Source organism: Psychrobacillus sp. INOP01 (assembly GCF_018140925.1).
Classification (GTDB): domain Bacteria; phylum Bacillota; class Bacilli; order Bacillales_A; family Planococcaceae; genus Psychrobacillus.
The window spans coordinates 1,148,419-1,173,917 of the sequence record NZ_CP073315.1 but is presented as its reverse complement, the minus strand read 5'-3'; the positions used below and the strand labels follow the sequence as shown (position 1 = coordinate 1,173,917).

Annotated in this window: 24 protein-coding genes, 17 tRNA genes, 2 rRNA genes and 1 other annotated feature; of the genes, 36 read left to right on the top strand and 7 right to left on the bottom strand. The window is 38.1% G+C overall.

All coding sequences use genetic code 11. The features are described from left to right. Positions 1 to 28: 28 nt before the first annotated feature. The 19 genes from KD050_RS05975 (at position 29) to KD050_RS05885 (ending at position 5,122) form a co-directional block, all read left to right on the top strand. Positions 29 to 105, top strand: a tRNA-Ile gene (locus KD050_RS05975). A gap of 16 nt (positions 106 to 121) precedes the next feature. Continuing rightward, a tRNA-Ala gene (locus KD050_RS05970) sits at positions 122 to 197 on the top strand. A 115-nt stretch (positions 198 to 312) separates the two neighbouring features. Continuing rightward, positions 313 to 3,241 (top strand): 23S ribosomal RNA (locus KD050_RS05965). A 118-nt stretch (positions 3,242 to 3,359) separates the two neighbouring features. Beyond that, positions 3,360 to 3,475: ribosomal RNA gene (gene rrf / locus KD050_RS05960) — 5S ribosomal RNA — on the top strand. Between the two features lie 8 nt (positions 3,476 to 3,483). Beyond that, a tRNA-Asn gene (locus KD050_RS05955) sits at positions 3,484 to 3,558 on the top strand. A gap of 5 nt (positions 3,559 to 3,563) precedes the next feature. Further along, a tRNA-Ser gene (locus tag KD050_RS05950) sits at positions 3,564 to 3,655 on the top strand. Positions 3,656 to 3,679: 24 nt separating this feature from the next. Then, positions 3,680 to 3,754 (top strand) — tRNA-Glu (locus KD050_RS05945). 52 nt (positions 3,755 to 3,806) lie between these two features. After that, a tRNA-Val gene (locus KD050_RS05940) sits at positions 3,807 to 3,882 on the top strand. 153 nt (positions 3,883 to 4,035) lie between these two features. Then, positions 4,036 to 4,110 (top strand) — tRNA-Met (locus KD050_RS05935). Between the two features lie 3 nt (positions 4,111 to 4,113). Then, a tRNA-Asp gene (locus KD050_RS05930) sits at positions 4,114 to 4,189 on the top strand. A 141-nt stretch (positions 4,190 to 4,330) separates the two neighbouring features. Further along, positions 4,331 to 4,406: transfer RNA gene (locus KD050_RS05925), tRNA-Phe, on the top strand. A 9-nt stretch (positions 4,407 to 4,415) separates the two neighbouring features. Next, positions 4,416 to 4,491, top strand: a tRNA-Thr gene (locus KD050_RS05920). Between the two features lie 7 nt (positions 4,492 to 4,498). Then, positions 4,499 to 4,582: transfer RNA gene (locus KD050_RS05915), tRNA-Tyr, on the top strand. 9 nt (positions 4,583 to 4,591) lie between these two features. Further along, positions 4,592 to 4,665: transfer RNA gene (locus KD050_RS05910), tRNA-Trp, on the top strand. A 26-nt stretch (positions 4,666 to 4,691) separates the two neighbouring features. Next, positions 4,692 to 4,767 (top strand) — tRNA-His (locus KD050_RS05905). Between the two features lies 1 nt (position 4,768). After that, positions 4,769 to 4,840 (top strand) — tRNA-Gln (locus tag KD050_RS05900). A 7-nt stretch (positions 4,841 to 4,847) separates the two neighbouring features. Then, positions 4,848 to 4,922, top strand: a tRNA-Gly gene (locus KD050_RS05895). 12 nt (positions 4,923 to 4,934) lie between these two features. Continuing rightward, a tRNA-Cys gene (locus tag KD050_RS05890) sits at positions 4,935 to 5,008 on the top strand. Positions 5,009 to 5,039: 31 nt separating this feature from the next. Then, positions 5,040 to 5,122: transfer RNA gene (locus tag KD050_RS05885), tRNA-Leu, on the top strand. Positions 5,123 to 5,620: 498 nt separating this feature from the next. On the opposite strand, the gene KD050_RS05880 is transcribed toward KD050_RS05885, so the two are convergent. Further along, the gene (locus tag KD050_RS05880; RefSeq protein ID WP_211895291.1) at positions 5,621 to 6,469 is read right to left on the bottom strand and encodes an MBL fold metallo-hydrolase; all 849 of its coding nucleotides are present in this window, start codon (positions 6,467 to 6,469) and stop codon (positions 5,621 to 5,623) included. A gap of 247 nt (positions 6,470 to 6,716) precedes the next feature. After that, positions 6,717 to 7,121, bottom strand: coding sequence for a nuclear transport factor 2 family protein (locus KD050_RS05875; protein ID WP_211895290.1), 405 nt, complete (start codon positions 7,119 to 7,121; stop codon positions 6,717 to 6,719). A gap of 164 nt (positions 7,122 to 7,285) precedes the next feature. Here KD050_RS05875 and KD050_RS05870 point away from each other — a divergent pair, with 164 nt between their 5' ends. The 4 genes from KD050_RS05870 (at position 7,286) to KD050_RS05855 (ending at position 9,336) form a co-directional block, all read left to right on the top strand. Beyond that, positions 7,286 to 7,738, top strand: a complete 453-nt coding sequence (locus KD050_RS05870; RefSeq protein ID WP_211895289.1) for an SRPBCC family protein — start codon at positions 7,286 to 7,288, stop codon at positions 7,736 to 7,738. Between the two features lie 224 nt (positions 7,739 to 7,962). Then, entirely contained in the window at positions 7,963 to 8,358 is a 396-nt protein-coding gene (locus tag KD050_RS05865) for a VOC family protein (RefSeq protein ID WP_211895288.1), read from the top strand. 125 nt (positions 8,359 to 8,483) lie between these two features. After that, positions 8,484 to 8,870: a DUF1801 domain-containing protein gene (locus KD050_RS05860; RefSeq protein ID WP_211895287.1), complete on the top strand. Its 387-nt coding sequence runs from the start codon at positions 8,484 to 8,486 to the stop codon at positions 8,868 to 8,870. A gap of 4 nt (positions 8,871 to 8,874) precedes the next feature. Next, the gene (locus KD050_RS05855; RefSeq protein ID WP_211895286.1) at positions 8,875 to 9,336 is read left to right on the top strand and encodes an SRPBCC family protein; all 462 of its coding nucleotides are present in this window, start codon (positions 8,875 to 8,877) and stop codon (positions 9,334 to 9,336) included. Between the two features lie 215 nt (positions 9,337 to 9,551). On the opposite strand, the gene KD050_RS05850 is transcribed toward KD050_RS05855, so the two are convergent. Both KD050_RS05850 and KD050_RS05845 read right to left on the bottom strand, forming a co-directional pair. Further along, positions 9,552 to 9,923 carry a VOC family protein gene (locus tag KD050_RS05850; RefSeq protein WP_211895285.1) on the bottom strand — a complete coding sequence of 124 codons (372 nt, stop codon included), beginning with the start codon at positions 9,921 to 9,923 and terminating at the stop codon, positions 9,552 to 9,554. Between the two features lie 206 nt (positions 9,924 to 10,129). Next, positions 10,130 to 10,912 carry an alpha/beta fold hydrolase gene (locus tag KD050_RS05845; protein WP_211896213.1) on the bottom strand — a complete coding sequence of 261 codons (783 nt, stop codon included), beginning with the start codon at positions 10,910 to 10,912 and terminating at the stop codon, positions 10,130 to 10,132. A gap of 220 nt (positions 10,913 to 11,132) precedes the next feature. Continuing rightward, positions 11,133 to 11,348: a binding site (T-box leader), on the top strand. Between the two features lie 242 nt (positions 11,349 to 11,590). Here KD050_RS05845 and proS point away from each other — a divergent pair. The 3 genes from proS (at position 11,591) to KD050_RS05830 (ending at position 14,539) form a co-directional block, all read left to right on the top strand. Then, the gene (gene proS / locus KD050_RS05840) at positions 11,591 to 13,030 is read left to right on the top strand and encodes a proline--tRNA ligase (protein ID WP_211895284.1); all 1,440 of its coding nucleotides are present in this window, start codon (positions 11,591 to 11,593) and stop codon (positions 13,028 to 13,030) included. Between the two features lie 134 nt (positions 13,031 to 13,164). Continuing rightward, on the top strand, positions 13,165 to 13,677 hold the full coding sequence (locus KD050_RS05835) for an RNA polymerase sigma factor (RefSeq protein WP_211895283.1): 513 nt from the start codon (positions 13,165 to 13,167) through the stop codon (positions 13,675 to 13,677). Beyond that, the gene (locus tag KD050_RS05830; RefSeq protein WP_211895282.1) at positions 13,664 to 14,539 is read left to right on the top strand and encodes a hypothetical protein; all 876 of its coding nucleotides are present in this window, start codon (positions 13,664 to 13,666) and stop codon (positions 14,537 to 14,539) included. The genes KD050_RS05835 and KD050_RS05830 overlap by 14 nt, the downstream gene beginning before the upstream one ends. A gap of 89 nt (positions 14,540 to 14,628) precedes the next feature. Here the strand turns inward: KD050_RS05830 and KD050_RS05825 are convergent, their stop codons facing one another. After that, positions 14,629 to 15,690, bottom strand: coding sequence for an ATP-grasp domain-containing protein (locus KD050_RS05825; protein ID WP_211895281.1), 1,062 nt, complete (start codon positions 15,688 to 15,690; stop codon positions 14,629 to 14,631). 32 nt (positions 15,691 to 15,722) lie between these two features. After that, a complete protein-coding gene (locus KD050_RS05820; protein WP_211895280.1) occupies positions 15,723 to 16,388 on the bottom strand; it encodes a B3/B4 domain-containing protein in 666 nt (221 codons plus the stop codon). Between the two features lie 55 nt (positions 16,389 to 16,443). Between KD050_RS05820 and queG the strand changes: the two genes are divergently transcribed. The 10 genes from queG (at position 16,444) to KD050_RS05770 (ending at position 24,404) form a co-directional block, all read left to right on the top strand. Beyond that, positions 16,444 to 17,583: a tRNA epoxyqueuosine(34) reductase QueG gene (queG, locus tag KD050_RS05815; protein ID WP_211895279.1), complete on the top strand. Its 1,140-nt coding sequence runs from the start codon at positions 16,444 to 16,446 to the stop codon at positions 17,581 to 17,583. Between the two features lie 12 nt (positions 17,584 to 17,595). Continuing rightward, a complete protein-coding gene (gene trmL, locus KD050_RS05810) occupies positions 17,596 to 18,069 on the top strand; it encodes a tRNA (uridine(34)/cytosine(34)/5-carboxymethylaminomethyluridine(34)-2'-O)-methyltransferase TrmL (RefSeq protein ID WP_211895278.1) in 474 nt (157 codons plus the stop codon). Positions 18,070 to 18,365: 296 nt separating this feature from the next. Next, positions 18,366 to 18,548 (top strand): hypothetical protein, encoded by a 183-nt coding sequence (locus KD050_RS05805; RefSeq protein ID WP_093538562.1) that lies wholly within the window; start codon positions 18,366 to 18,368, stop codon positions 18,546 to 18,548. A gap of 40 nt (positions 18,549 to 18,588) precedes the next feature. Beyond that, complete coding sequence (locus KD050_RS05800) at positions 18,589 to 19,413, top strand: aldo/keto reductase (RefSeq protein ID WP_211895277.1); 825 nt, start codon at positions 18,589 to 18,591, stop codon at positions 19,411 to 19,413. Positions 19,414 to 19,935: 522 nt separating this feature from the next. After that, positions 19,936 to 20,211, top strand: a complete 276-nt coding sequence (locus KD050_RS05795; RefSeq protein WP_211895276.1) for a hypothetical protein — start codon at positions 19,936 to 19,938, stop codon at positions 20,209 to 20,211. Positions 20,212 to 20,232: 21 nt separating this feature from the next. Then, positions 20,233 to 20,451: a hypothetical protein gene (locus KD050_RS05790; RefSeq protein WP_235753922.1), complete on the top strand. Its 219-nt coding sequence runs from the start codon at positions 20,233 to 20,235 to the stop codon at positions 20,449 to 20,451. Positions 20,452 to 20,471: 20 nt separating this feature from the next. Further along, positions 20,472 to 21,035, top strand: a complete 564-nt coding sequence (locus KD050_RS05785; protein WP_211895275.1) for an NUDIX hydrolase — start codon at positions 20,472 to 20,474, stop codon at positions 21,033 to 21,035. Positions 21,036 to 21,395: 360 nt separating this feature from the next. Next, the gene (locus tag KD050_RS05780) at positions 21,396 to 21,611 is read left to right on the top strand and encodes a hypothetical protein (RefSeq protein WP_211895274.1); all 216 of its coding nucleotides are present in this window, start codon (positions 21,396 to 21,398) and stop codon (positions 21,609 to 21,611) included. Between the two features lie 5 nt (positions 21,612 to 21,616). Further along, a complete protein-coding gene (locus KD050_RS05775) occupies positions 21,617 to 22,099 on the top strand; it encodes an NUDIX hydrolase (protein ID WP_211895273.1) in 483 nt (160 codons plus the stop codon). A 532-nt stretch (positions 22,100 to 22,631) separates the two neighbouring features. Then, positions 22,632 to 24,404: an HNH endonuclease gene (locus KD050_RS05770; RefSeq protein ID WP_211895272.1), complete on the top strand. Its 1,773-nt coding sequence runs from the start codon at positions 22,632 to 22,634 to the stop codon at positions 24,402 to 24,404. Between the two features lie 72 nt (positions 24,405 to 24,476). On the opposite strand, the gene KD050_RS05765 is transcribed toward KD050_RS05770, so the two are convergent. Continuing rightward, positions 24,477 to 24,716 carry a 23S rRNA (pseudouridine(1915)-N(3))-methyltransferase RlmH gene (locus KD050_RS05765; protein WP_370627222.1) on the bottom strand — a complete coding sequence of 80 codons (240 nt, stop codon included), beginning with the start codon at positions 24,714 to 24,716 and terminating at the stop codon, positions 24,477 to 24,479. Positions 24,717 to 25,499: the final 783 nt, after the last annotated feature.

The following is a 25,499-nucleotide window of genomic DNA, read 5'->3' as shown; positions in this document are numbered from 1 at the left end:
TTCATATTTATATATGGAAATTCAAAGAGGGCCTATAGCTCAGCTGGTTAGAGCGCACGCCTGATAAGCGTGAGGTCGATGGTTCGAGTCCATTTAGGCCCACCATACCTTTTTAAATTTCGGGGCCTTAGCTCAGCTGGGAGAGCGCCTGCCTTGCACGCAGGAGGTCAGCGGTTCGATCCCGCTAGGCTCCACCAAATTTATAATTTGTTCTTTGAAAACTGGATAAAACGACATTGAAACAATAAACAACAAGAAATTCAAGTTGTGGTTACTTCGGTAATCATAATGTGTAAGACTTTTTAACTTTTAGGTTAAGTTAATAAGGGCGCACGGTGAATGCCTTGGCACTAGGAGTCGACGAAGGACGGCACTAACACCGATATGCTTCGGGGAGCTGTAAGTGAGCTTTGATCCGGAGATTTCCGAATGGGGAAACCCACTGTTCGTAATGGAGCAGTACATTTGCGTGAATACATAGCGCATCTGAGACACACCCAGGGAACTGAAACATCTAAGTACCTGGAGGAAGAGAAAGAAAAATCGATTCCCTGAGTAGCGGCGAGCGAAACGGGAATAGCCCAAACCAAGAGGCTTGCCTCTTGGGGTTGTAGGACACTCTACATAGAGTTACAAAGGAATGAGTTAGACGAAGCGATCTGGAAAGGTCCGCAGGATAGGGTAAAAGCCCCGTAGTCCAAAATTCATTCTCTCTTGAGTGTATCCTGAGTACGGCGGAACACGTGAAATTCCGTCGGAATCCGGGAGGACCATCTCCCAAGGCTAAATACTACCTAGTGACCGATAGTGAACCAGTACCGTGAGGGAAAGGTGAAAAGCACCCCGGAAGGGGAGTGAAATAGATCCTGAAACCGTGTGCCTACAAGTAGTTAGAGCCCGTTAATGGGTGATAGCGTGCCTTTTGTAGAATGAACCGGCGAGTTACGATTACATGCAAGGTTAAGTTGAGAAGACGGAGCCGCAGCGAAAGCGAGTCTGAATAGGGCGAATGAGTATGTGGTCGTAGACCCGAAACCAGGTGATCTACCCATGTCCAGGATGAAGGTAAGGTAACACTTACTGGAGGTCCGAACCCACGCACGTTGAAAAGTGCGGGGATGAGGTGTGGGTAGCGGAGAAATTCCAATCGAACCTGGAGATAGCTGGTTCTCTCCGAAATAGCTTTAGGGCTAGCCTCAAACGTTAGAATCTTGGAGGTAGAGCACTGTTTGGACTAGGGGCCCATCCCGGGTTACCGAATTCAGACAAACTCCGAATGCCAATGATTTATGTTTGGGAGTCAGACTGCGAGTGATAAGATCCGTAGTCAAGAGGGAAACAGCCCAGACCACCAGCTAAGGTCCCAAAGTATTTGTTAAGTGGAAAAGGATGTGGCGTTGCTTAGACAACCAGGATGTTGGCTTAGAAGCAGCCATCATTTAAAGAGTGCGTAATAGCTCACTGGTCGAGTGACGCTGCGCCGAAAATGTATCGGGGCTAAACAAATCACCGAAGCTGTGGATTGATACCTTTGGTATCAGTGGTAGGAGAGCGTTCTAAGGGCGTTGAAGTCAGACCGGAAGGACTGGTGGAGCGCTTAGAAGTGAGAATGCCGGTATGAGTAGCGAAAGACGGGTGAGAATCCCGTCCACCGTATGACTAAGGTTTCCTGAGGAAGGCTCGTCCGCTCAGGGTTAGTCGGGACCTAAGCCGAGGCCGATAGGCGTAGGCGATGGATAACAGGTTGATATTCCTGTACCACCAAACCACCGTTTGAGTAATGGGGGGACGCAGAAGGATAGGGTAAGCATGCTGTTGGTTATGCATGTCCAAGCAGTAAGGTGTGAATGTAGGCAAATCCGCATTCTGTAACATTGAGCTGTGATGGCGAGGACGTATGTCCGGAGTTCCTGATTTCACACTGCCAAGAAAAGCCTCTAGCGAGGTGATAGGTGCCCGTACCGCAAACCGACACAGGTAGTCGAGGAGAGAATCCTAAGGTGAGCGAGAGAACTCTCGTTAAGGAACTCGGCAAAATGACCCCGTAACTTCGGGAGAAGGGGTGCTCTTTTGGGTGCATAGCCTAGAAGAGCCGCAGTGAATAGGCCCAGGCGACTGTTTAGCAAAAACACAGGTCTCTGCAAAACCGTAAGGTGAAGTATAGGGGCTGACGCCTGCCCGGTGCTGGAAGGTTAAGAGGAGTGCTTAGCGCAAGCGAAGGTGCGAATTGAAGCCCCAGTAAACGGCGGCCGTAACTATAACGGTCCTAAGGTAGCGAAATTCCTTGTCGGGTAAGTTCCGACCCGCACGAAAGGCGTAACGATCTGGGCACTGTCTCAACGAGAGACTCGGTGAAATTATAGTACCTGTGAAGATGCAGGTTACCCGCGACAGGACGGAAAGACCCCGTGGAGCTTTACTATAGCTTGATATTGAATTTTGGTGCAACTTGTACAGGATAGGCAGGAGCCTTAGAGCCCGGAGCGCCAGCTTCGGAGGAGGCGTCGGTGGGATACTGCCCTGGTTGTATTGAAATTCTAACCCATACCCGTAACCCGGGTAGGAGACAGTGTCAGGCGGGTAGTTTGACTGGGGCGGTCGCCTCCTAAAGTGTAACGGAGGCGCCCAAAGGTTCCCTCAGAATGGTTGGAAATCATTCGAAGAGTGTAAAGGCAGAAGGGAGCTTGACTGCGAGACCTACAAGTCGAGCAGGGTCGAAAGACGGGCTTAGTGATCCGGTGGTTCCGCATGGAAGGGCCATCGCTCAACGGATAAAAGCTACCCCGGGGATAACAGGCTTATCTCCCCCAAGAGTCCACATCGACGGGGAGGTTTGGCACCTCGATGTCGGCTCATCGCATCCTGGGGCTGTAGTCGGTCCCAAGGGTTGGGCTGTTCGCCCATTAAAGCGGTACGCGAGCTGGGTTCAGAACGTCGTGAGACAGTTCGGTCCCTATCCGTCGTGGGCGTAGGAAATTTGAGAGGAGCTGTCCTTAGTACGAGAGGACCGGGATGGACACACCGCTGGTGTACCAGTTGTTCTGCCAAGAGCATCGCTGGGTAGCTATGTGTGGACGGGATAAGTGCTGAAAGCATCTAAGCACGAAGCCCCCCTCAAGATGAGATTTCCCATTACGCAAGTAAGTAAGATCCCTCAAAGACGATGAGGTAGATAGGTTCGGGGTGGAAGCGTGGCGACACGTGCAGCTGACGAATACTAATCGATCGAGGACTTAACCAAATTTGTTTAACGTAACAATGTCGTTTATCCAGTTTTGAAAGTACAAAAAAATATAAAAAAAAGCTTGAATTTATTTCTAGTTTTGTTATAATAAATAGTGTCTTTCAAATTAATAATGTCTAGTGATGATGGCGAAGAGGTCACACCCGTTCCCTTACCGAACACGGAAGTTAAGCTCTTCAGCGCCGATGGTAGTTGGGGGTCTCCCCCTGTGAGAGTAGGACGTCGCTAGGCTGTATTATTCCGAAGTAGCTCAGTGGTAGAGCAATCGACTGTTAATCGATTGGTCGTAGGTTCGAGTCCTACCTTCGGAGCCATTTTTGGAGAGCTGTCCGAGTGGCCGAAGGAGCACGATTGGAAATCGTGTAGGCGGGTTAAACTGTCTCAAGGGTTCAAATCCCTTGCTCTCCGCCAGATAAGTTTTCTACATAAAAGTATGGCCCCTTGGTCAAGCGGTTAAGACACCGCCCTTTCACGGCGGTAACACGGGTTCGAATCCCGTAGGGGTCACCATTATTTTAATCAAGTTGACGCAGAGATGCGAAGCTTATCGTAATTTTACCCAGGAGGATTAGCTCAGCTGGGAGAGCATCTGCCTTACAAGCAGAGGGTCGGCGGTTCGAGCCCGTCATCCTCCACCATTTCTTTAGAAACAAATTAGTAAGTATAGTATTGTCGCGGGTGGAGCAAATCGTCAAACGAAGATGACGATTAACACCGATGCAGGAGAAACCGAAGCAGGTGTCCTACATATCGTGAGCGTATTATTATAGTGATTGTAAGTATTTTATTGTCGCGGGGTGGAGCAGTGGTAGCTCGTCGGGCTCATAACCCGAAGGTCGCAGGTTCAAATCCTGTCCCCGCAACCAAATGGTCCCGTGGTGTAGCGGTTAACATGCCTGCCTGTCACGCAGGAGATCGCCGGTTCGATCCCGGTCGGGACCGCCATTTATTATTTTAATTTGAGATTTAGGATAAGCAAGCAGGTCAAGGAAGCAATCGAGCGAAAGAAGGAACGTACTAAAGTACGTGACTGACAGAGTGAGTGAAGCTGACAAAGAGATGCGCCGCTTAGCGTAAATCGAAGAAGGCTCAGTAGCTCAGTCGGTAGAGCAAAGGACTGAAAATCCTTGTGTCGGCGGTTCGATTCCGTCCTGAGCCACCATATTTATATGCCGGAATAGCTCAATTGGTAGAGCAACTGACTTGTAATCAGTAGGTTGAGGGTTCAAGTCCTTTTTCCGGCACCACTATAGTGGTGGGGTAGCGAAGTGGCTAAACGCGGCGGACTGTAAATCCGCTCCTTCGGGTTCGGCGGTTCGAATCCGTCCCCCACCACCAGTTTTTAATAGGGGCATAGTTTAACGGTAGAATAGAGGTCTCCAAAACCTTTGATGTGGGTTCGATTCCTACTGCCCCTGCCAAATGTATAAGTTAACTTTGAATAATGGCGGTTGTGGCGAAGTGGTTAACGCACCGGATTGTGATTCCGGCATTCGTGGGTTCAATTCCCATCAGTCGCCCCATTGGGGTATAGCCAAGCGGTAAGGCAATGGATTTTGATTCCATCATGCCCTGGTTCGAATCCAGGTACCCCAGTTTTTTTGCGGAAGTAGTTCAGTGGTAGAACACCACCTTGCCAAGGTGGGGGTCGCGAGTTCGAACCTCGTCTTCCGCTCCATTACTTAATTTCGGCGGCATAGCCAAGTGGTAAGGCACAGGTCTGCAACACCTTTATCACCGGTTCAAATCCGGTTGCCGCCTCCAATTTTTAAATAACTGCCTAGTATTTTATTTTGCCGGTGTGGCGGAATTGGCAGACGCGCGGGACTCAAAATCCCGTATCCTCTGGATGTGCCGGTTCGACCCCGGCCACCGGTATCATCGTTATACACGAAAATAACAAAATATTACTATCGAAAAAAGTAAGAACGGGAATGCCCTGTTCTTACTTTTTTCTTTTTACGATTGAAGATTGTTTTATGAAAATTATTTTTCATTGTATAATTGATCAAATGTGACATTAATCGAAGAAATGGGTCAGTTTCGATACTAAAAAGAAAACCCCAAGAGAGAGAAATCACACCTTGGGGTTTATGCGTTTACAAGCCACCACTAAGCTTTTTATTGCATTAGTAGTGGAGTTCTTTTGTCCATATTATTACATGGTTGAGACTTCCACGGCAAAACTGCAATCTGAACACCTCTGGTATCCAATAATGGGGTTCTTGTTTCCAAAGGTGAAGTCAATTCGCTGACGTGCAAGATGAGAGTATCTCATTACTCATCCTAAGATAGTGCATCTCACTATTATCCTATATTTGAAGAAGTAAGCTTTCTTGTTCGGAAAATCTGTAATGTTTAAAACATCAATACATTTTAAACATAACCATTTACAAAGTACCTGATTATTTCTAAATCGTCTTCAGTCAAGTTACGTCCAAAATGAGAGGACATCTCCGCTGCAATTACCTCTAGTTTGCCTTTATGTTTATTCGTTAATTCAGCACTTGTCTTCAATAATGAAACAAAGGAAGCAAATTCATCCTTTGTCAAAGGTGCAGGATGATGAGATAGGAAGTAGATTTCCGCATCATAATCTTTAATCTTCCCCAGAAGGTTATACATCTTTTCAATGGTATAATGCCACTTTTCTGCGTACATATTTGCATAGAGGCAGTCACCAAGAAATAGCGTTTTTTCCTCCGGTATATAAATGAGATTCGAATCAGACGAATGATCTCCACCAACATGTTCAATGATACAGGTAACCCCACCGATATTCAGTTTTATTCGCTTTTCAAAAATGATAGTGGGATCTGGTATGATAACCTCTCGCATACTTCCAAGCTCTAGCTTTATCGCGTCTGCACAAAACGGAATTTCAATCCCTGCTTCGACACGTTCATCCAACTCCTTGTCTCCCCATGATAACTCTTGTAGTTCTTTTACTTTGTCGTAGGTCATGAAATTGGCAATTGAAGGCATAGCCATTTCACATAAGCCAAATACATGATCCCAATGCCAATGTGTGAGAGCCAGAATATCTCCGGTGACATGATAGGAAGCTAATTGATCTTTGAATTGTTTAGCATGAATAGAAGAATTCCCAGCATCTATCAATAGTGTCTGATTGTCTCCTACAACAGCAGCTAATATTGGTCGATCTGTTTTTTGATATGGAGGCAGGTAGAAGAGTCGATCGGAAAGTTTTTCTAATGTTTGCATGAATTCGTACTCCCTTAAGAATGTTTGTAACGTTCATTATATACTACTATTTACAGAGATGACAGAATACTGCTAGAAGTGTCTTTAAATTCATTATTCGCGGTTATCACAGAAGGATATTTATTAATGGTGTGTATTAAGTAGAGAACGGTCCACCGGTATCATTAGCACAAACATATTATTAAAAGAAACACTCACAAAATTGTTAAGTCAACATTTGTGAGTGTTTTTTGTATTCCAGTTTTTATTAAAACATTCCATTCTTATTAGGAGAATCCTCAGGTATAAGTTGACCTACATCCCACATTTCAACGATTTGGTTATCTTTGAAACGAAAGATATGTACTACAGCTGCTCCAAGATCTTCTGGATTTTGCTTTATGTGTGAGTAAACCGTAACCATATCTTTTTCTTGTATCGCAAGTTTTACTTCCAGTCTTTTATTAGAGTTCTTGGTAGCATTTTCTTCCATTGCTACCATTAGAGATTTGGAATCGCCTGGGAAAAATGGGTTATGATGAAGAAAGTCAGGACCTACGAATTTCTGGTAAACTTCTCGAACATTGCCAGATGCTACGTTCTGAAGAAAAAGAATAGATTTCTCTTTAAGTGAGAGGGGCTTCGACTGTTGTTCAATGCTCAACATATTCATCCTTTCATAATTAGAGATTTAACTTTTTAGAGAAGTTTAAGTTATAGTAGCGTTTATGTCAAACTACGTTGCAAATAGGGGGTATAATACTTCAAGATTATCTTAATCAAAGACGACATGGCTGTATGGTATACTTTAGAAAAACTTTAAAGGGGGCTATCAGTTTGAGTATTAATTTTGAAGTGAAAAGAACTACCCAAGTATCTAAGCAGCAAGTATATTATGGTTTATTTGATATAGATGCCGCTAATCACTGGATGCAAGGACTTGTAGGAATTGAGCGATTGGATGATGGACCTATGCAAGTGGGAAGTCAGTGGAAGGAATCGAGAAAGATGTTTGGACAAGTGGCTACAGAACATTTTGAAGTGGTTGAACTAAATGAGCCAGATAAAATTGTTCTTCGCTGTGATGGAACGAAAGGAACAACTGGTAAAGGAGAATTTATCTTTACATATATAGTTACTTCATCTAATAACCTTACGGAGATTACGTTGAACGGAGAAATAAAAGGCCTCACTGGCATAACTAAACTATTTGGTAAAATGATGGCGGGTACCTTTAAGAAGGCCTCTGCAAAGGATTTAGATGCATTGATAGCATACTTAGAGAAATAATTTATAGGGATAGCTTATCCATGGTTTTAGTGTAATTTAGTTATAAAAATCCTTAACAATATATGGATATTTCTAGTGAAACTTCAATTGAAAATTTTAAACTAGAAAGTACTTTAATAAATTGATTTAATTTTCAATCTTTATTACAATGATGAAGAAGGTATACCAGTATTCAATGGTATACGGCTTTTAAACCTTGAATGAAACAAAATAGGAGGAGAAGTATGGGGAGATTAGTTCATTTCGAAATTCATGTGGATGACATGGACCGTGCAAAGAAGTTTTATGGAGAAATATTTGGATGGACATTTGAAGATTGGACTGATTATGCGGGGATGCCTTATTTTGGAGCTGTGACTGGTGATGCAAGTCAGCCTGGTATTGATGGAGCTTTAATGAAACGTCAAACACCTCCTCCAGAACAACATCAGCCTATGAATGGCTTCTCTTGTACATTGGGTATAGAAGATTACGATTCAACGGAAGCTAAAATCCTTGAGTATGGTGGAAAAGTAGCAATGCCAAAGTACGCCCTTCCTGGAATGGCTTGGCAAGGATATTATGTTGATACAGAAGGCAATATTTTTGGTATTCATCAGCCTGATGAGAACGCGAAGTAGAATCTATTATAGGAACGTTACAAATGACGTTTGAGATTACTATAATCTCGAGCGTCTTTTTTAAATTGGATTTAAGAAAGGGCATAGCAATTATTCTTAGTAAGAACTAGGGAAGGAGAAAAATCATGGAAAATAACACAAGAACAATTACAGAAGTTGATAAGTTTATTCAAGATTTACCTGATAATATTCAAAGCATTGCTGAGGCATTAAGAAAAATAATTCTAGACGCATCCCCTGCTCTTGTAGAAGAATATAAATGGTCGATGCCAAACTATTCGTATAAAGGATTAGTTTGTTATCTGCAAACAGCCAAAAAGCATGTTAATTTAGGTTTTCAAAAGGGTAATGAACTTGTAGAAAAAGACATACGCAATTTACTGCAAGGTACGGGAAAAACAATGAGACATATTAGAATTACAAAGATTGATGATATCCAATCAGAAGTTTTTACTTCTCTTATTCAAGCAGCAATGTACTTGAATGAAGATCATAAGGATAAGGAGAATTAAAACAATGACGAACCTTAATGATATATCAACTGTTAATGTAGGAATGCTTATTAGAAAGCCTGTAGATGAGGTGTTTGAAGCTTTTATTGATCCAGCAATTACTACGAAATTTTGGTTTACTAAGAGCAATGGAAGATTAGAAAAGGGAAAGCAGATTCGTTGGGATTGGGAGATGTACGGAGTTTCAGCAGAGCTTGATGTGAAAGAAATTGAACAAAACAAGCGAATTCTTATCCAATTTGATGATGACACAACTGTTGAATGGATTTTTACTCCAAGAGAATCAGAAGAAACATACATCGAGATAATAAATTATGGGTTTAAGGGGAATAAAACTGAAATAGTAAATCAAGTAATAGACTCAACAGGTGGATATACTATTGTTCTTTGCGGCCTAAAGGCATTGCTTGAGCATAATATTATATTAAATCTAGTTGCAGATAAGTTTCCAGATGCTAACGTATAAAATTTACAAATAAAAAGCAAGTTCTCCTATACGAACCTGCTTCCCTAACCTCAATTGTCCCTTAAAAGTATAATCGAAAAAATCAATGAAATCTAAAAAGTGCCTATCTAAAAAGATTTAGGCACTTTTTAGCATTATCTGGCTACCTCGAAACGCCAGCAGCTCGATTCCTTCAGGGGGAGTCTGCAACTTTTCTTAATATATATTCCCTATAATTATCTATGTTGATCTATTAGAATCTGATTGCCATCAGGATCTTCGAGTGTAAAATGTGCGGGACCTTCTGTAGTTTCATCTGCTTCTGTCTGCAGTTTTATTCCACTCTGTTTAAGCTGCTTTTGAAGCTCACGGACGTCAGTAAAAGATTCTAGATTTTCGGCATTACTATTCCATCCAGGATTAAAGGTTAGAATATTTTTCTCAAACATACCTTGGAACAAACCAATTATGGTATCCCCATTCTTCATGATTAACCAATTTTGATTAATTTCACCTCCAAAGGATTGAAAGCCAAGTTTTTCATAAAAATCTTTTGAAGCATTAATATCTTTTACATTTAAACTTACAGAAAATGCGCCTAGTTTCATGTTTCTCCACCTTTCGTATTTCGCTTTAATAATTGAAGATTCAATCATTTATAAGTATAAGATATTATGATAGTATTTTCTACTTATTGTGAGTCTTTGGGGTGATAACTGGCTATATATTCAGGTGTATAACAAAAAAGTTCACAAGTAGCTTAAAAGCTTCTTGTGAACCTTGGTATTTTGGAGTTAAATATATTCCACTGTATCTAGCCGACAAACTGCTTTACGAGCTCGTTAAACTTTTCTCGTTCTTCCCAGAAAAGACCATGTCCGCTGTAATGGAATGGGACGAGATGCGAATTTTTTATTGTCTGATTAAGTATTTGAGCTTGTTCAAATGGGATAACCTTATCATGTACACCATGAACGATTAATGTAGGGACTGTTATTTTGGGAAGGTCTGCATCAAGCTTTTCATCCCTCAAGGTGTTGATAATGGCTGCGGTAGACCATCCCGCTGCTTGTAGCCCTAACCCATTAAACCAATTAGAGAATGGAATTGAAATATATTGAAAGAAAAAAGTATCTGTTACACCTTGCATCATTTTTGGTCGATCATTTAATGTTTCTGTTAGTAGATTGTTTGCATTTTCCTGTGAAAATCCAGTGGGAGCCGCGGCATCTATTAGGACTAGTTTAGATACTCCGTAGCCATTATGACGAGCAGTATAGCGTATAGCGATTGCTCCTCCAGTGGAGTGGCCAATTAGTGTGAAATTGCTTAGTTGGAGTGCTCTAACTACGGCATGAATATCATCTGCTAGTCTGTCGTAATTATAGCCGCTCATAGGTTTATCTGACTTTCCAAATCCTCTCCAGTCAATACCAATACAGCGGTATCCCATTGATGGTAAAACATCATACTGATATTCAAATTGTTCATGGCTTAATGGCCACCCATGTAAAAACACAATTGTCTTGCTTGCACTTGGATTGATGTCTTCTACATACAAATTTACACCTTGCTCCACGTTCACAAAATATCCCAGACTAATTCCTCCATACCAAAATAGCATTTTATGTATAAGATACTCAAAGGTAACCATATGGGTGAATACCTATAGCGAATGAACAACTTCCTAACGATGAATCGCAAAATACAGTCCTTTAATCTCAAATTCCACTGCCGCTCCTCCACATATAAATTGAAAATTTCAGGTATATTAATCCACATTGTATTAAAGTAGGTTATTTGGTATATTATTAGTAATACAATCTGCGAAGTGACCAAGTAGATAAGAATTGTGAAACAGAAAGTATAGCGTACGCTGAGAGCTATATCACCACTTCTTGTTGAAACCTATCACGGAGATGTTATGCAAACATAACCGATTCGTTTTCGTTATCAAACGTTTAGAGGGCTTAAATTATTTTAAGCTAAACTAAGGTGGTACCACGTCTATTCAGCACAAAGACGTCCTTTTACGAGGATGACTTTGTGCTTTTTTAATTCGATTCAGCAGGTGTTGGACTCTGCTAAATCGAATTAATGCCTCCGGCAGAAGTCACAGATTTTGAAATGGTGATAAGGGTGTTAACCTAAGTGCGTCGCATTCATGCGACAACGGCTACCTGACCTGTATCATGTATCACGCAGGTCTAATCACAATTCAAAATTTGGACGTAATAACGCAGAGGCATAATTGATATAAATAGGAGGAATTTAGATGACAAATCAACAGCAAAACGATTTTACTAAATGGTATATCGATACAATTCAGAAGGCGGATTTAATGGATTACACGCCTGTTCGTGGGTGTATTGCTTTTAAACCAGATGGCTTTGAAATTTGGGAGCATATTCAAGATGAAATGAACAGACGTTTTAAAGAAACAGGACATCGAAATGCTTATTTCCCAATGTTGATACCTGAATCTTTCTTCCAAAAAGAAAAGGATCATATTGAAGGGTTCGCTCCAGAGCTACCATGGGTAACGGAAGCTGCTGGTGAAAAATTGGAAGAACGTTTAGCGTTACGTCCAACATCAGAGACGATGATTGGTCATTTGTATTCAGATTGGATTAAGAGTTACCGTGATCTTCCAGTTCTTATCAACCAATGGGCAAACGTGTTCCGTTGGGAAAAGAAAACTCTTCCATTTATCCGTACTTCTGAATTTTTATGGCAGGAAGGACATACAGCGCATGTAGATGAAGAAGAGGCACGTCACGAAACAATGCAGATGCTTAACATCTATAAAGAGGTTGTAGAGGAGCTTTTAGCCATCCCTGTTTACGATGGTCAAAAAACACCTTCTGAACGCTTTGCAGGTGCTGTAGACACATATTCAATCGAAGCAATGATGAAAGATGGGAAAGCTGTTCAAGCTGGTACTTCACATTATCTTGGAACAAAATTTGCAGAAGCATTTGATATTAAATATTTGAACAAAGAAAACAAGCATCAGCATGTGCATACAACCTCTTGGGGAACGTCTACTCGATTAATCGGCTCGGTTATTATGGTACATGGTGATGAGCAAGGGCTTGTATTACCACCACGTGTTGCTCCAACTCAAGTAGTGCTAATTCCAGTCGGTCCTTGGAAGAAGAACCCAGCAATTATGGAAAAATTAGATGAGCTTTATGCAGCGTTAAAAGTAAAAGGTATTCGTGTTCGTCTTGATGATTCAGATCAATCTCCTGGTTATAAATTCAATGAATGGGAGCTTAAAGGTGTACCAGTTCGTATTGAATTAGGACCTCGTGATTTAGAAAACAATCAAGCACTGATCAAAGTACGTGATGAAGCTGAAAAAGTTTCCGTGGAGCTAGCAACGGCTGTTGAATGTATTGAAGGTGCCCTAACTACAATGCAAACACGCTTACTTGAAAAAGCTCGTGCATTCCGTGATGAAAACTCCCATACAAATGTGGATTCTCTGGAGCAGTTAAAGCAACATCTTACGGATTCAACGGAAAAAGGAGAAATTCCAGGATGGATTCTTGCAGGATGGTGTGGGGATGATGCTTGTGAAGAGAATGTGAAAAACGAAACGAAATTTACCACTCGTAATATTCCATTCAACCCACCAGCTGAAAAAACAACATGTATCAACTGTGGTAAGGATTCGAAACATACTGTATGGTTCGGTCGTGCGTACTAATTAGATAATGGATATAGAAAAAATCAACCATTGACTGTTCAATGGTTGATTTTTTATTTCTTCAAAATTAAATCTATTATCATGTAAGATTAAAGCAATGTATTCGTCTAATTATTAAAGGAAGGGGGGATCCCTTGGAGATCAATTTGATTGAGAAATGGTTTAATTTATATGAAAGGGATATTACTAGCTTTCTAATCTACTATACCGGATCTATGGATGTAGAAGATCTTGTACAAGAAACTTTTCTTCGTGCTATGAGAAAAATTTCAATTTATAACGAGAATGCACATCCAAAAACTTGGCTAATATCCATAGCAAGAAATTTAGTAATCGATCATTATCGAAGGAGTCGGGTTTGGAGTAAAATTAGACATATGTTTTTACAAGAGCAAGTTTTTTCTATTGATATGGAGCGCCGTATTATTATCAATCAAGAAAACAGCAATTTATACAATTCAATTAATAAGCTTCCATCAAATTATAAAGAAGTAATTATTCTAAGAGGGATATTGGGTATGTCGTCCAAGGAAGTTAGCGAAGTGATGAAAAGCAATGAGAATAACGTAAATGTGATGTACTACCGTTCCTTAAAAAAGCTGAAATCTTTAATGGAAAAGGAGGGGTATGAATATGGAGAATTATAATAAACTTGAAGATAAGTTAAAAAAGCTTCCTAAATATTTTCTTGAGAATGAACAAAAAGAGAAAATATTATATACGTTAAAATCTAAGCGAACTTCTAAAAAGAAACCTATCTTTTTAACACCAATCCTTACTATCGTAGGAATATGCACTGTTTTCTTAATTCTTTTTTTAACGAAAGAGGATTCTTACAGACTAAGTGCACAACCAGGAACAGCTTTTACTTTGCCCGACAGAGATCAAGAGGTGGTGGGAGTAGAAGAAAAAATAGGGATCCTCGTGGTAAATGAGCAATTTGTTGCTAAAGACAAGAGAAGAGGAGGAAAGCTAATGCTTTACTTCTGGGGAGATGCGAGTGCTCTTGTAGGAAAAAATTATCGTGTTGAAGCGGAGAACACTAAAGGGGAAAAAATCCAGCTGTCACAAGGGGGTCTTTCAAGTGGTCTTTATAGTGAGGATGCTCATACATTAACTAGCTTTATCCCATTTCCCTCAGAAGGAGAATGGCAGTTATCGTTTTATGTGGAGGAAGAACTATTCGAAGCATTTACAATTAATGTATTCCCACCATTTCCTAAAACGGAGCATTATACAATGCTTGACTCTCCAAAGGAAATTCCAATTGGTGAATCATATGAAATATACTTAGAAAGCTTAAATGGAGAAAAAGAAAAAATTGAAGTAAAGCTGCTCGATAAAAAAGGGAATGTTGTAGGAAACACAACTTTCAAGCGGGATGGTAGTTTTATTGATGGTGGAGGGTTAGGAACAATGTATTATTACAAAGGCAAAATTACGCTGAAGGAACATGGAACATGGAAATTGCTTATTGATGGAGAAGCAACAGGCATATTTGAGAATTAGGATAAAAAAACCTCACAAGTCATTGAAATTTGATTTGTGAGGAAATTCTATCTATAGAGGCTGTTTCTTATTCTTTGTAAACAGTCAACCTAAGCTAACACTACAGTCTCTTCCAAAGATGATAATATCACTGGTTGTTCAATATGAGTTGCTTTGACCCCAAACTTTGGATCAAGAGCTTCTACTTGGTATCCTAGCAGTAACTTTATAGCATAATAGGGAATATTAATATCTGCAAGACAGCTTATATGTAATCCACCACTCATGCGGGGGTTAATCTCTAATAGCTTGGGGATGCCGTCTTTATATCTAACTTGGATATTAAACACGTAAGGAATCTTATATTGCGCAGCCATTCTCACAGCAATTTCAATTAATTCTTCATTGTATTCAATCTCACGAATTCGTCCATTTCCTTTTTTCCTCGGTATTGCAGTAAGTAAAGTTCCATCTGCGTCGGCTAAACAATCAATGCTATACTCATAGCCATCTAGATATTCTAAAACCATTAAATCTGGAAAATGCTCCTGCGTTTGTAAAATCTTAAAAGCTGTTTCATAGGAAATCTTTTGGGAAGAAGCTGTACTTAATATAAAAGGAATAGTATCTGCATCATTATCTATAATACGGAATCCACTTGCTCCTTCTCCAATTACAGGTTTAATACATAACTTCGTATTATCCTTACTTAATTCTTCAAAAGCTACTTGGAAGTCTCTCGCATTGTTAACAATACGGTAGGAAGGAATAGTTACTATAAAATTCCCTTCATTTTCTTGATTCTGTAAAGATCGATACATCGCTGCTTTATCATCTACAATGGCCATTAAATCACCATCCGGACAAACCAGCACTTTTACACCGATTTCTTCGAACTTGTCTAAGTGTTGAGAAATAAGCACATTTTCTTTTCGTGGTACAAAGATATGAATCTGATTTTGTATACAGTAGTCTAAACAAAACTGAAGATATTCTTCTCCAGCGATATCTGGTTCAGTACCAAATACATCACAGTAATTAAAATACACAGTATCTGGATTAGGGTGCGTTCCGTAAATAACAAATTCCTGTTGATCGGGGTTATGTCGGATCAACTCCATATAATGTGACACAGTGGAAAACCATCTATTAAACCAAATATTAAGCACCATTATTATTCTCCTTTATATTTTTATATTATAAACTAACCAATCAAAGTAGTATCAAAATCTCCACCATGTATTTGCGTGAACATTGTCGCCATGGAATTAATCAATTGTTGACCATCCTCTTTACTTATCGAAGGTCGTAGAAATACAACTTGCAGAGCATTAGTTGTATTTTCAGATACAGCGGTTCGAACAGAATCTACAAACGGACTTCCAAATGGTCCTAAGTTGTCCTGAAGAGTAAGTATATTGTGTAATTTGTTATCTCTACCATTTAATCCACTATATTTTGTTTCTTCTTTGCCAATTGTTAAGGTTATTTCACCAAGAATTTTTTCGACGTCATAGATTCCCATTGGAATTTCATATTGCATAGAGAAGAAGTTGTTTAAATCCACAGCTGAATGCATCGGTGTGATATAATTTTGTTTTGCAATCCTTCTGTACATAGCTTCCATTGACGGACGGTATCTATTTGGATCTGCTCCGAACTTTTTCCAAAGAGCTCTCCATTCTTTTATCCCGTCGAAATCAGTTACGGCTTTGTCATCCAGTTCAAAGAAAAGTTGTTCTTGAAATAATTGAAGACGTCCTTTAAGCATTTGGGGCGAAGAAGTAACAACAATTTTGGTATAATGGATAATGCCTATTTTAAATGAAGGCTCTATCTTAACAATTGAATCATCCAATTTTACTATCATATCAACCATCCTTACACTTATTTTCTATAGTGTAGCATAAGAAAGGAGAACATTTGTGAATATCATTCAGTTTCAACAAAACCTCATAGATTACGCTGCATCCATTGGAATTGATAAAATTGGATTTACTTCTGCTTCTCCATTTCACGAATTAAAAAATCGATTGATCAGGCAGCAGGAGTTAGGATATGCTTCCGGATTTGAAGAACCTGATATTGAGAAAAGAGTTCATCCTAAAATTTTGCTAGAAGAAGCCAGTAGCATTATATCTATCGCAATTGCGTACCCTTCAAAAATGAGGGATGCTCCACAAAGTGTGAAGGGTGCAAGACGAGGCATTTTCGCACGTGCATCATGGGGCATAGATTATCATACCGTTTTACGAGAAAAGTTAGCACTATTAGAATTATATATTTTAACGCATATACCAGAAGCTAATCTTCGTTCTATGGTAGATACGGGAGAACTTTCTGACCGTGCTGTAGCGGAGCGGGCTGGTATAGGATGGAGTGCGAAAAACTGCTCTATTATTACCCCTGAGTTTGGTTCCTATGTCTATCTCGGAGAAATGATTACGTCTATTCCATTTGCTCCGAGTGAGCAGATGGAAGACCAATGTGGAGATTGTCGGTTATGTATAGATGTTTGTCCGACAGGAGCCTTAATCGAAGGCGGTCAGTTAAATGCACAGCGCTGTATTGCTTTTATTACGCAAACAAAAACAATGGTGCCAGACGAGTTTCGAGCGAAAATAGGCAATCGAATTTATGGTTGTGATACATGCCAAACAGTTTGTCCAAAAAATAAAGGAAAAGCTAACCTTCACAACGAAGCGTTTAAGCCAGATCCCGAGTTAGTGAAACCCTTGCTCCTTCCGCTACTAAAAATGACGAATCGTACTTTCAAAGAAACGTATGGCCATATGTCCGGAGCTTGGAGAGGGAAGAATCCAATTCAGCGAAATGCTATAATCGCATTAGCACACTTTAAAGAGCAGACCGCTGTGCCTGCGCTTATAGATTTAATGCAGCATGATGCTAGGCCAGTAATAAGAGGTACTGCAGCATGGGCAATAGGTAAAATAAACACAGATGAAGGCTTACTCGCACTTAAAGAGGCTGAACAAAATGAACAAGTAAAAGAGGTCATAGAAGAGATTCGAAAAGGGCTCGAATACTATACAATAGAGAACTAGGAAGTGGAATAATTGAGTATTAATGTTGTTTTATATCAACCAGAAATACCTGCTAATACAGGAAATATAGCTAGAACATGTGCAGGAACAGGGGTTAAATTACATTTAATCCGACCTTTAGGTTTCTCGACAGATGACAAGATGTTAAAGCGTGCAGGACTAGATTATTGGGAGCATGTTGATATTACCTATTATGATGGGCTAGGGGAGTTTTTTGCAGCACATCCAGAAGGAGAATATTATTTAATCACTAAGTTTGGTGCTAAGCCACATACTACATTTGACTTTAGTGAGTCGGAGAAAGATCATTTCTTTATCTTTGGGCGTGAAACAAAAGGCTTGCCACGTGAGTTTATCGACGCACATCCGGAGCGTGCTTTACGAATTCCTATGAATGATAATATTCGTTCACTAAATTTATCTAACACAGCAGCAATACTAATCTATGAAGCATTACGTCAGCAGAACTATCCGAATTTACATTAAAAAAACGGACGAGGTCATAGAAGACTCGTCCGTTTTAAAATAGATTATTTTTCAGATGCACCTGGTTTGTCATCGTATCCTGCTTTGAAAATTGCAGCAAGGAACGAAATACAAACACCAAGAATAAGGATTAGTTTCATATGGAGTGCCTCCTCTATAGTATTCTGCACCTAGTATACCCTAAATTGTATGAAAAAGAAATAATGCGAAAAATGAAATTTGACAAAAATCGTTCATTTGAATGTTGCAACCTTTAGAATATTCTACTAACATTAAGAAAAGGAGTGATTTTTGGAATGAATGAATTCAAAAATGGTCCAGAGAACGGCTCAATGGCTACGAATATGGAAGAAGTAAAGCAACTAGGAAAACAGATGGATAGGATGAGGGACAATAAAGAGTTAGAAGAGGATAATCGCGTATCCGATCCAGCTCAATCTGAAGATACTTCCTCTATGAAGAAAAGAGAAAACGACTGATTTTCATCAGTCGTTTTCCTTATAAGAAAGGATGAGAAAAATGAATATAAATTCAACAAAACAATTGGATAACGGAATAGAGATGCCAAGACTTGGATTAGGTGTTTATAAAATGACAGAATCCGATATTGCTATTCAAGCAATTACAACTGCACTGGATTATGGCTATCGTCATATCGATACAGCAAGTTTGTATGCCAATGAAAAAGAGGTAGGCGAGGCTGTTCGAGCATCAAATGTTCCACGCAAAGACATATTCATTACAACAAAAGTGTGGAATACAGATCAAGGATACGATCAAACACTCAGAGCATTCGAAAAATCTTTGGAATTATTAGAAATGGATTACGTAGATTTATATTTAACTCATTGGCCAATTAAAGAAACTTTTGTGGATACATATCGTGCGATAGAACGACTATATGATGAAAAGCTGATACGTGCTACTGGAGTAGCAAATCATCATGAACATCATTTGGAGGCGATTGCTGCTAAAGCAAACGTTAAACCAATGGTCAACCAAATTGAATGTCATCCGCGACTCACTCAGTTTGATCTACGTGAGTATTGTGCAGACCAAGGAATCGCGATAACTTCGTGGTCACCACTTGCAAGAGGTCATATACTAGAAGAGCCAACACTTCAACGTATTAGTGGGAAATATGGTAAATCAACTGCTCAAACAATTATAAGATGGCATCTGCAACATGATTTAATCGTTATTCCTAAGTCAGTAAATCCATCTAGAATTGCGGAGAATATGGATGTGTATGATTTTGAGCTATCCTTCGAGGATATGAAAAATATTGATGCACTTAATTTAAATGAACGTACTGGTAAAGATCCGGATAATTTTAGTTTTTAATAACAAATAATTCTACGGATTTCCGTTTCAGTCGGGAGCTTTCCGTGGGCGAGGCAGAGCCTCCTCGGGTCAGTAAACTACTGTTCACAAATTGTCTGAATATGAAACAAAATATAGCCTTCGTTCCTACGGATACTCCCTGCGGGGTCTCGACTTTCTCGCTGTTCCTACTGGAGTCGCCGACTTTCACTTCAATCAAAAATGAGCAGTATTTAACTATTAATTAGAATTGAACTTTTCTATTAAACACGAGGTCGATTCGAGGTCATATATAGATCCTATCTTCAGCCAACTTAGTGACTAGCAAACGCCAAAAAGGGAAAATCTGGTGTAATAGAAATCAACAATATGATATAACTCTCCTAATAAATCAAAATTAAACTAGCACGATAGTACTTCTTCACTTAAGAAGTACTATCGTGTTTTTTTTGCGGGTTGGAAAATATTACTCAATAATGAAACCTATTACATATTTTAACGTATTAGTAATATAGATTAATAAATATTAGATGAGGTCCATTGATGAGTATATTTTTTGAAAAGACGAACAAGAAAAAAAGTAGTACACCATTTATAATACTAAAGCTGTTATTGCTAGGCTTGATGATTACAATGCTAGTAATGGCTATTTTAAACGGTATCGATATTTTCTATGTGAAGTTAGTGTTCGTATTTGTAGGAATTAATTCAATTGTAGAAGGAATAGAAAGTTATCTTCAAAAAGAAAGTAAGAAGATTATAAGAAGAGAAATAGGATTAGGGATATTGTATATCCTATTTGCTATTATTCTTCAGTGACGAACGATTGGAGGCAACAAAATGGAAAATTTAATGGGAACAGGAAATTGGTTAGGAATCTTTTCTACCGCATTTATAATACTATGTTTTTACTTTACTCTTACTTTTTTCCAACACTTAAAACACAGTGATGCTAGATTAACAAGCCAATCCAAAATAGCAGCAGTAGTCTGTCTTGCAGCCGGCTTGCTGATTCCTGCATTATACAATCTCTATATCTTTAATGAAATGATGAAATAAGGGATTAGGCGGTGATAAATATGGAACGGTGGAAAATGTTACATTCCGAGTATGTTCATAAAAGTCCTTACGGAAATATTAGAAAAGATACTTGTGAGCTCCCTAATGGGATTGTTATCGATGATTATTATGTGAATGAATATTCCAATTGGGTGAATGCGGTTGTACTTACAAAAGAAAATCAAATGGTGCTAGTCGAACAATATAGACATGCTGGAAATGATATTTACTTAGAAATTCCGGCGGGGAAAAAAGAAAACAATGAGACGGATGAGGAAGGTATTATAAGAGAAATTAGAGAAGAAACCGGCTTTGTTTCACAAATGAAACCTATTTTGCTTGGTGAATTTATGATAAATCCTGCCACACAAAATAACAATATAAAAACCTATCTTATACTGGATGCTTTTAAGCAATATGAACAAGATTTAGATGAAACCGAAGAGATAAATATAAGGCTGATTGATTTTGAGTTATTTAGTTCTATGTTAAAAAGGAATGATATTAAAACGCAGCTATTTACTGCTAGTGCTTATTATATGGCAAGAAATTTTCTTGTTGAGAACATATACAAATGTAACTAAAAGGAACATTAGATCATAGAGGTGGGATTATTATTATTACTAGTCCAAATTATTTTATAGTGATCATTTGCTTGATTGTGAGTTTGATTTCAGCATTTATTTACAAAGATAAGGAAAAAGTCGATAAAGGATTTGTATTTGCTTTCTATAAGTTAAGCTATAGAAGAAAATTGATTCGAACCTTGTGGTCAGTTCCTCTTATTATTCTTTGTCTTTTCATTATTTATAAATTAGCTTACTGGTCACAAATTGAATTTATTCTTTTCTCAGGAATTTTGGTAGTAGTAATAATTGGGCAATTTTGTTATGACTTTGCTAAATGGAAAAAGTACGAGCAAGATCCATTAGGAGGCGATTCTGATGGATGATCGTTTTGAAGTAAGTTTTCGCAATCCTCTTGTTCGTATGTGGTTTTATGTGATGTTGCCGACTATAATTGCTTCTATTATTTTGTTTATCATTCTGCCATCTGAATATCATCTAGTTGTAAGAATGGCCGGTACTCTTATTTTGGCAATCTTTACAATCTGGGCTTTTATTAATAACAGAAAAAGTAAAGAGAAGAAGGGGGGATAAGTAGAATGATTATGCCTACGCATATTGTTGCTGTTGGGGGAATAGTTGAAAATGAGCAAGGGGAAATACTGTTAGTGAAAACGCAGCATGGAGGATGGGTCTATCCTGGTGGACAAGTGGAGGTTGGAGAAAATCTAATAGATGCGTTAGTACGAGAAGTTAAAGAAGAAAGTGGAATTGATATTGAGGTAGGTCACTTAATAGGAACCTATTCAAATACAGGAATCTATAAATGGTATGACGAAGTTACAGATGTGCCTACAAAAGTAATGTTCGATTTTGTATGTAAGCCTATTGGTGGAGCACTAAGTACTTCTGAGGAAACTTCTGAGAGCTGTTGGGTTAAGAAAGAGAGAGTACTAGAATTCGTTACGGCAGCTGCTATTAGAACCCGATATGAAGCATATGAAAACTTTAATGGGAAGATAAAATATATGGAATATGTGACGAATCCTAAGTTTGAAGTGAAGTTGGATAAGTATATGTAGTTGTAGCTTTGTAAAAAAGATTGATAATTTGCCTAAAGTTTGATTAAAATTATCTCTTCCTTTTAAATTTCTTAGAAGAAAGATGATTTTTTAATTTGATATTTATTAAATATAACTAAAAAAATTATGAGAAAATGTACTTAACAATTTGTCAAAGACGTTGTTTAGGATTACTAGTGGTGATGCTTACCACTCCAAATCCTAAAACTAATTTTATGTATTTTGGTGCAACGGTGAGGTTTGCTATACATATGAAACGTGGTGTTATAAGCCACGTGAATAGATTTGATTTGAAAAGATTGTTGAGGTGACCAAATATGGTCACCTTTATTAGTATTTGAAAAATAAAGGGATATATAATAGATATTTGTCGAATATTGCTTAGTGCATTAGACGTGATAAGATTCGTGAAGTAGCTCATCTGTGAAGAAATTATGAAACGAAATAGTTATTAATCTTAACAGTATTGTTATCAAAACGAAGAGCGTCATTTACAGACTATGAATTCTAAAGGACTAGGATGTGGCAACAAATGAAGACTAATCTTAGAAGAGCGATTTGGAAAGCACACAAAAAAAAATGTTATTACTGCGATGAGAATGTCTCAATTAGAGAACTAGAAATTGACCATTTTATTCCTAAAAGCACCGATAAAAGTTTAAAAGAAGAGCTACTTAGAGAATTAATGCTCGATTCTAATTTTGATTTTAATGGTTTAAAGAATTTAGTGCCATCACATACATCATGTAATAATGCAAGAAAGGGTAGATATGTTCCTACTGCAAAGAGTTTTTCAGGTGTACTTGTAATTACGGAGAGACTACTACAAAAAATATTAGAAATTAAAGAGGAGCTTGACCTTGAGGAAAAATATGATGAAAATATTGGTCAAATAGAGAGTTATATTGAAAAGGGACAGGCATCAGTAGAAGAGCTCTATGATTATTTAAATAAAGATGAAGCGAATTTTGAAGAAGTTGAGAATATTGATCATAGTTCTATACGAGTAAGTACCAAAAATGTGATGATTCAATGTTTATTGCCTAGATTTCCAGAATTGCATGGGTCGATGCTCATTACATTTCGAAGTTTAAGGGTTAGAGATTGTTTAATTACTTTTAATCATTCGGGAATAGTAAATGAAATATTTCAAGGAATTGGTTCATCACCAAAAGACGGGTATAGAGGGTTCATAGTTTATAATGACGCTAGCAAAAATAGTTCTGTTGTTCAGTTAGGGAATAATCGATTTTCTCTAACTTTAGATGAAGTAAGTCAGTTATGTAGACTTATTGACAAAATATCACCTATATATATTAATACTATCAAATCTATTGAGAATGTCTTTAAGACACAAAGTTTTGCATATTCTACGAAAGGGAGATTCAGGCTTCTAAAAATATCTCGTTCATTATGGCGAGAGATACTTGAATTTGCTTTTGAACATGACTATGAAAATGGAACGACAGAATGGCATATTTTTGATGGTAGGGCGAGCTATTTGAAGATATATTGTCAAACACCTGGAGATAGCGACAGAGATTATCGTACATTTATATATCCAGAAGCTGTTGATGAAGGTTTATGGGACAAATTCATTTCTTCTGATAATGAAGTGTGGTTATGTTGGGAACCATCTATATTGATAGATAATGAGAGTGATAACACAAGAGTTCAAAATAATATTATTTGGAGTGCAAAGTATACATACGATTGGCTTTTAACTCGTTTAATACCAACTGTCATTGAATACCGAAGAGAGAAAGACAGGTCTCTTCTGCAGAGATTGTTTGGTCAGAAAAAGAAATTACTTTCACCTTTTAACGAATTTAATTTAGACTTAGCTTATAATAACGCCTTATTAATTACCGATTATAAAGATATTGATACCCTAGGGAAATGGGTACGTGAAGTACAAGTTTTTTTTGCTATTCATTCAAATCATTATTTAAGTGTTGGCACTATTGAGGGGGTATATAAATCTATCATGCTCTGTCTAAGAAATTTTAAATTAAATCAAGGGACTTTTGAATATATAAAAATAAAACTCGATGGTAATCGTTCAATAGAATCGATAATTGCAAGTGTCGAGTCCAAATTGAATGATTTATCTAACAAGAATGGGATTAATGGTAGTAATATGGAATATGCACTAAGATCTCTATGTGCTTTACTTCATGAAGGCAATTATGGCGAACAGGATGAGGCTATATTAGTTCAAAAGCTCACTATTTTTCTTGAGATGCTTTCCCAAGAGTATAGATTTCTTAGTGACTTAGAAAGGGTAAGAGATTTATGGAAATAATGTTAATAAAGAAGTGTTTCTATTTGTAATCTTAAATATATTAATTTTAAAGGTGACTCAATGGGTCACCTTTTACTTGTGATAAGGTTCATTTTTGAGGATACGGTATGCTCTGTATAGTTGTTCAAATATAACAAGCGTTGAAGAACCTAAATCCATATCCATCTTACTTATAGAAATGTCCTCTTCATCTGGAGCATTTTTTGCCCCTATTAATATTGTCACATCTGAATTACCTGTTATACTCATGTTGTCGATTTTTAGAGCCATTTCCTCTGAGTTAAGTATATTACCTTCAGTAGATACTTTAATCTTATAAGATCAATTCGACAGTTTCTTTAATAACGCATCTAGGTTAGTAGCAGAGGTTGAAAAAGATACAAAAGTAATCATGCCAAGTATCGTGGCAATCTGTACCGATTTGGAAGAGCTATATAAAATGCTATGCATCCTACGTGATAAAGGGGTAAAACTCAGCCTTTTAAATCCAACAAAAGGCCAGAGTATTATTGTTATCAACATAATGACAAGAAAGATTAACATCATGGAGGTATAACAAATATGGAACAAAAAATTGTGCAGTAGATAATACTCTTGAAAACCTTGCCCCGCTATTTTATCGGTCAAGTATAAAAATAGGTATTTTTTGGGTTTATTAAGATTTTCATTATATTTCCTTAAAATCATCCAAAAAGAAGTTAAGAACTGTCTGCTTGATTTGTATAGGAATAGGTATTTTCTCCATCCTCAGTGGTATGATGCAAATGAAATACTAACAGCTACCACGAACTAGAAGGAAAATAAAAGCGTTGTATTAAGATTAAAAGCAAGCCATATTTATAAGATATTAAAGCAAATAAGTTTTCTTGACCTATTTACCAGTAAGGATTTGGTGAAACCTCATTTAGTCTCGTTACGGGTAACCGTATCATAAGCAAATGAGGTTTCTCTTAATAATAATTTTCCAATAAACCAAGAGAGTACAAATCAGATAGTTAAAGAAGACTAATTAATAATGAGTTTATAGGGCGTAGAAAAGTGAAGCAGATAGCTTCACTTTTTTTGTTTTAAAAAACAGACCATAAGAGCAAGAAG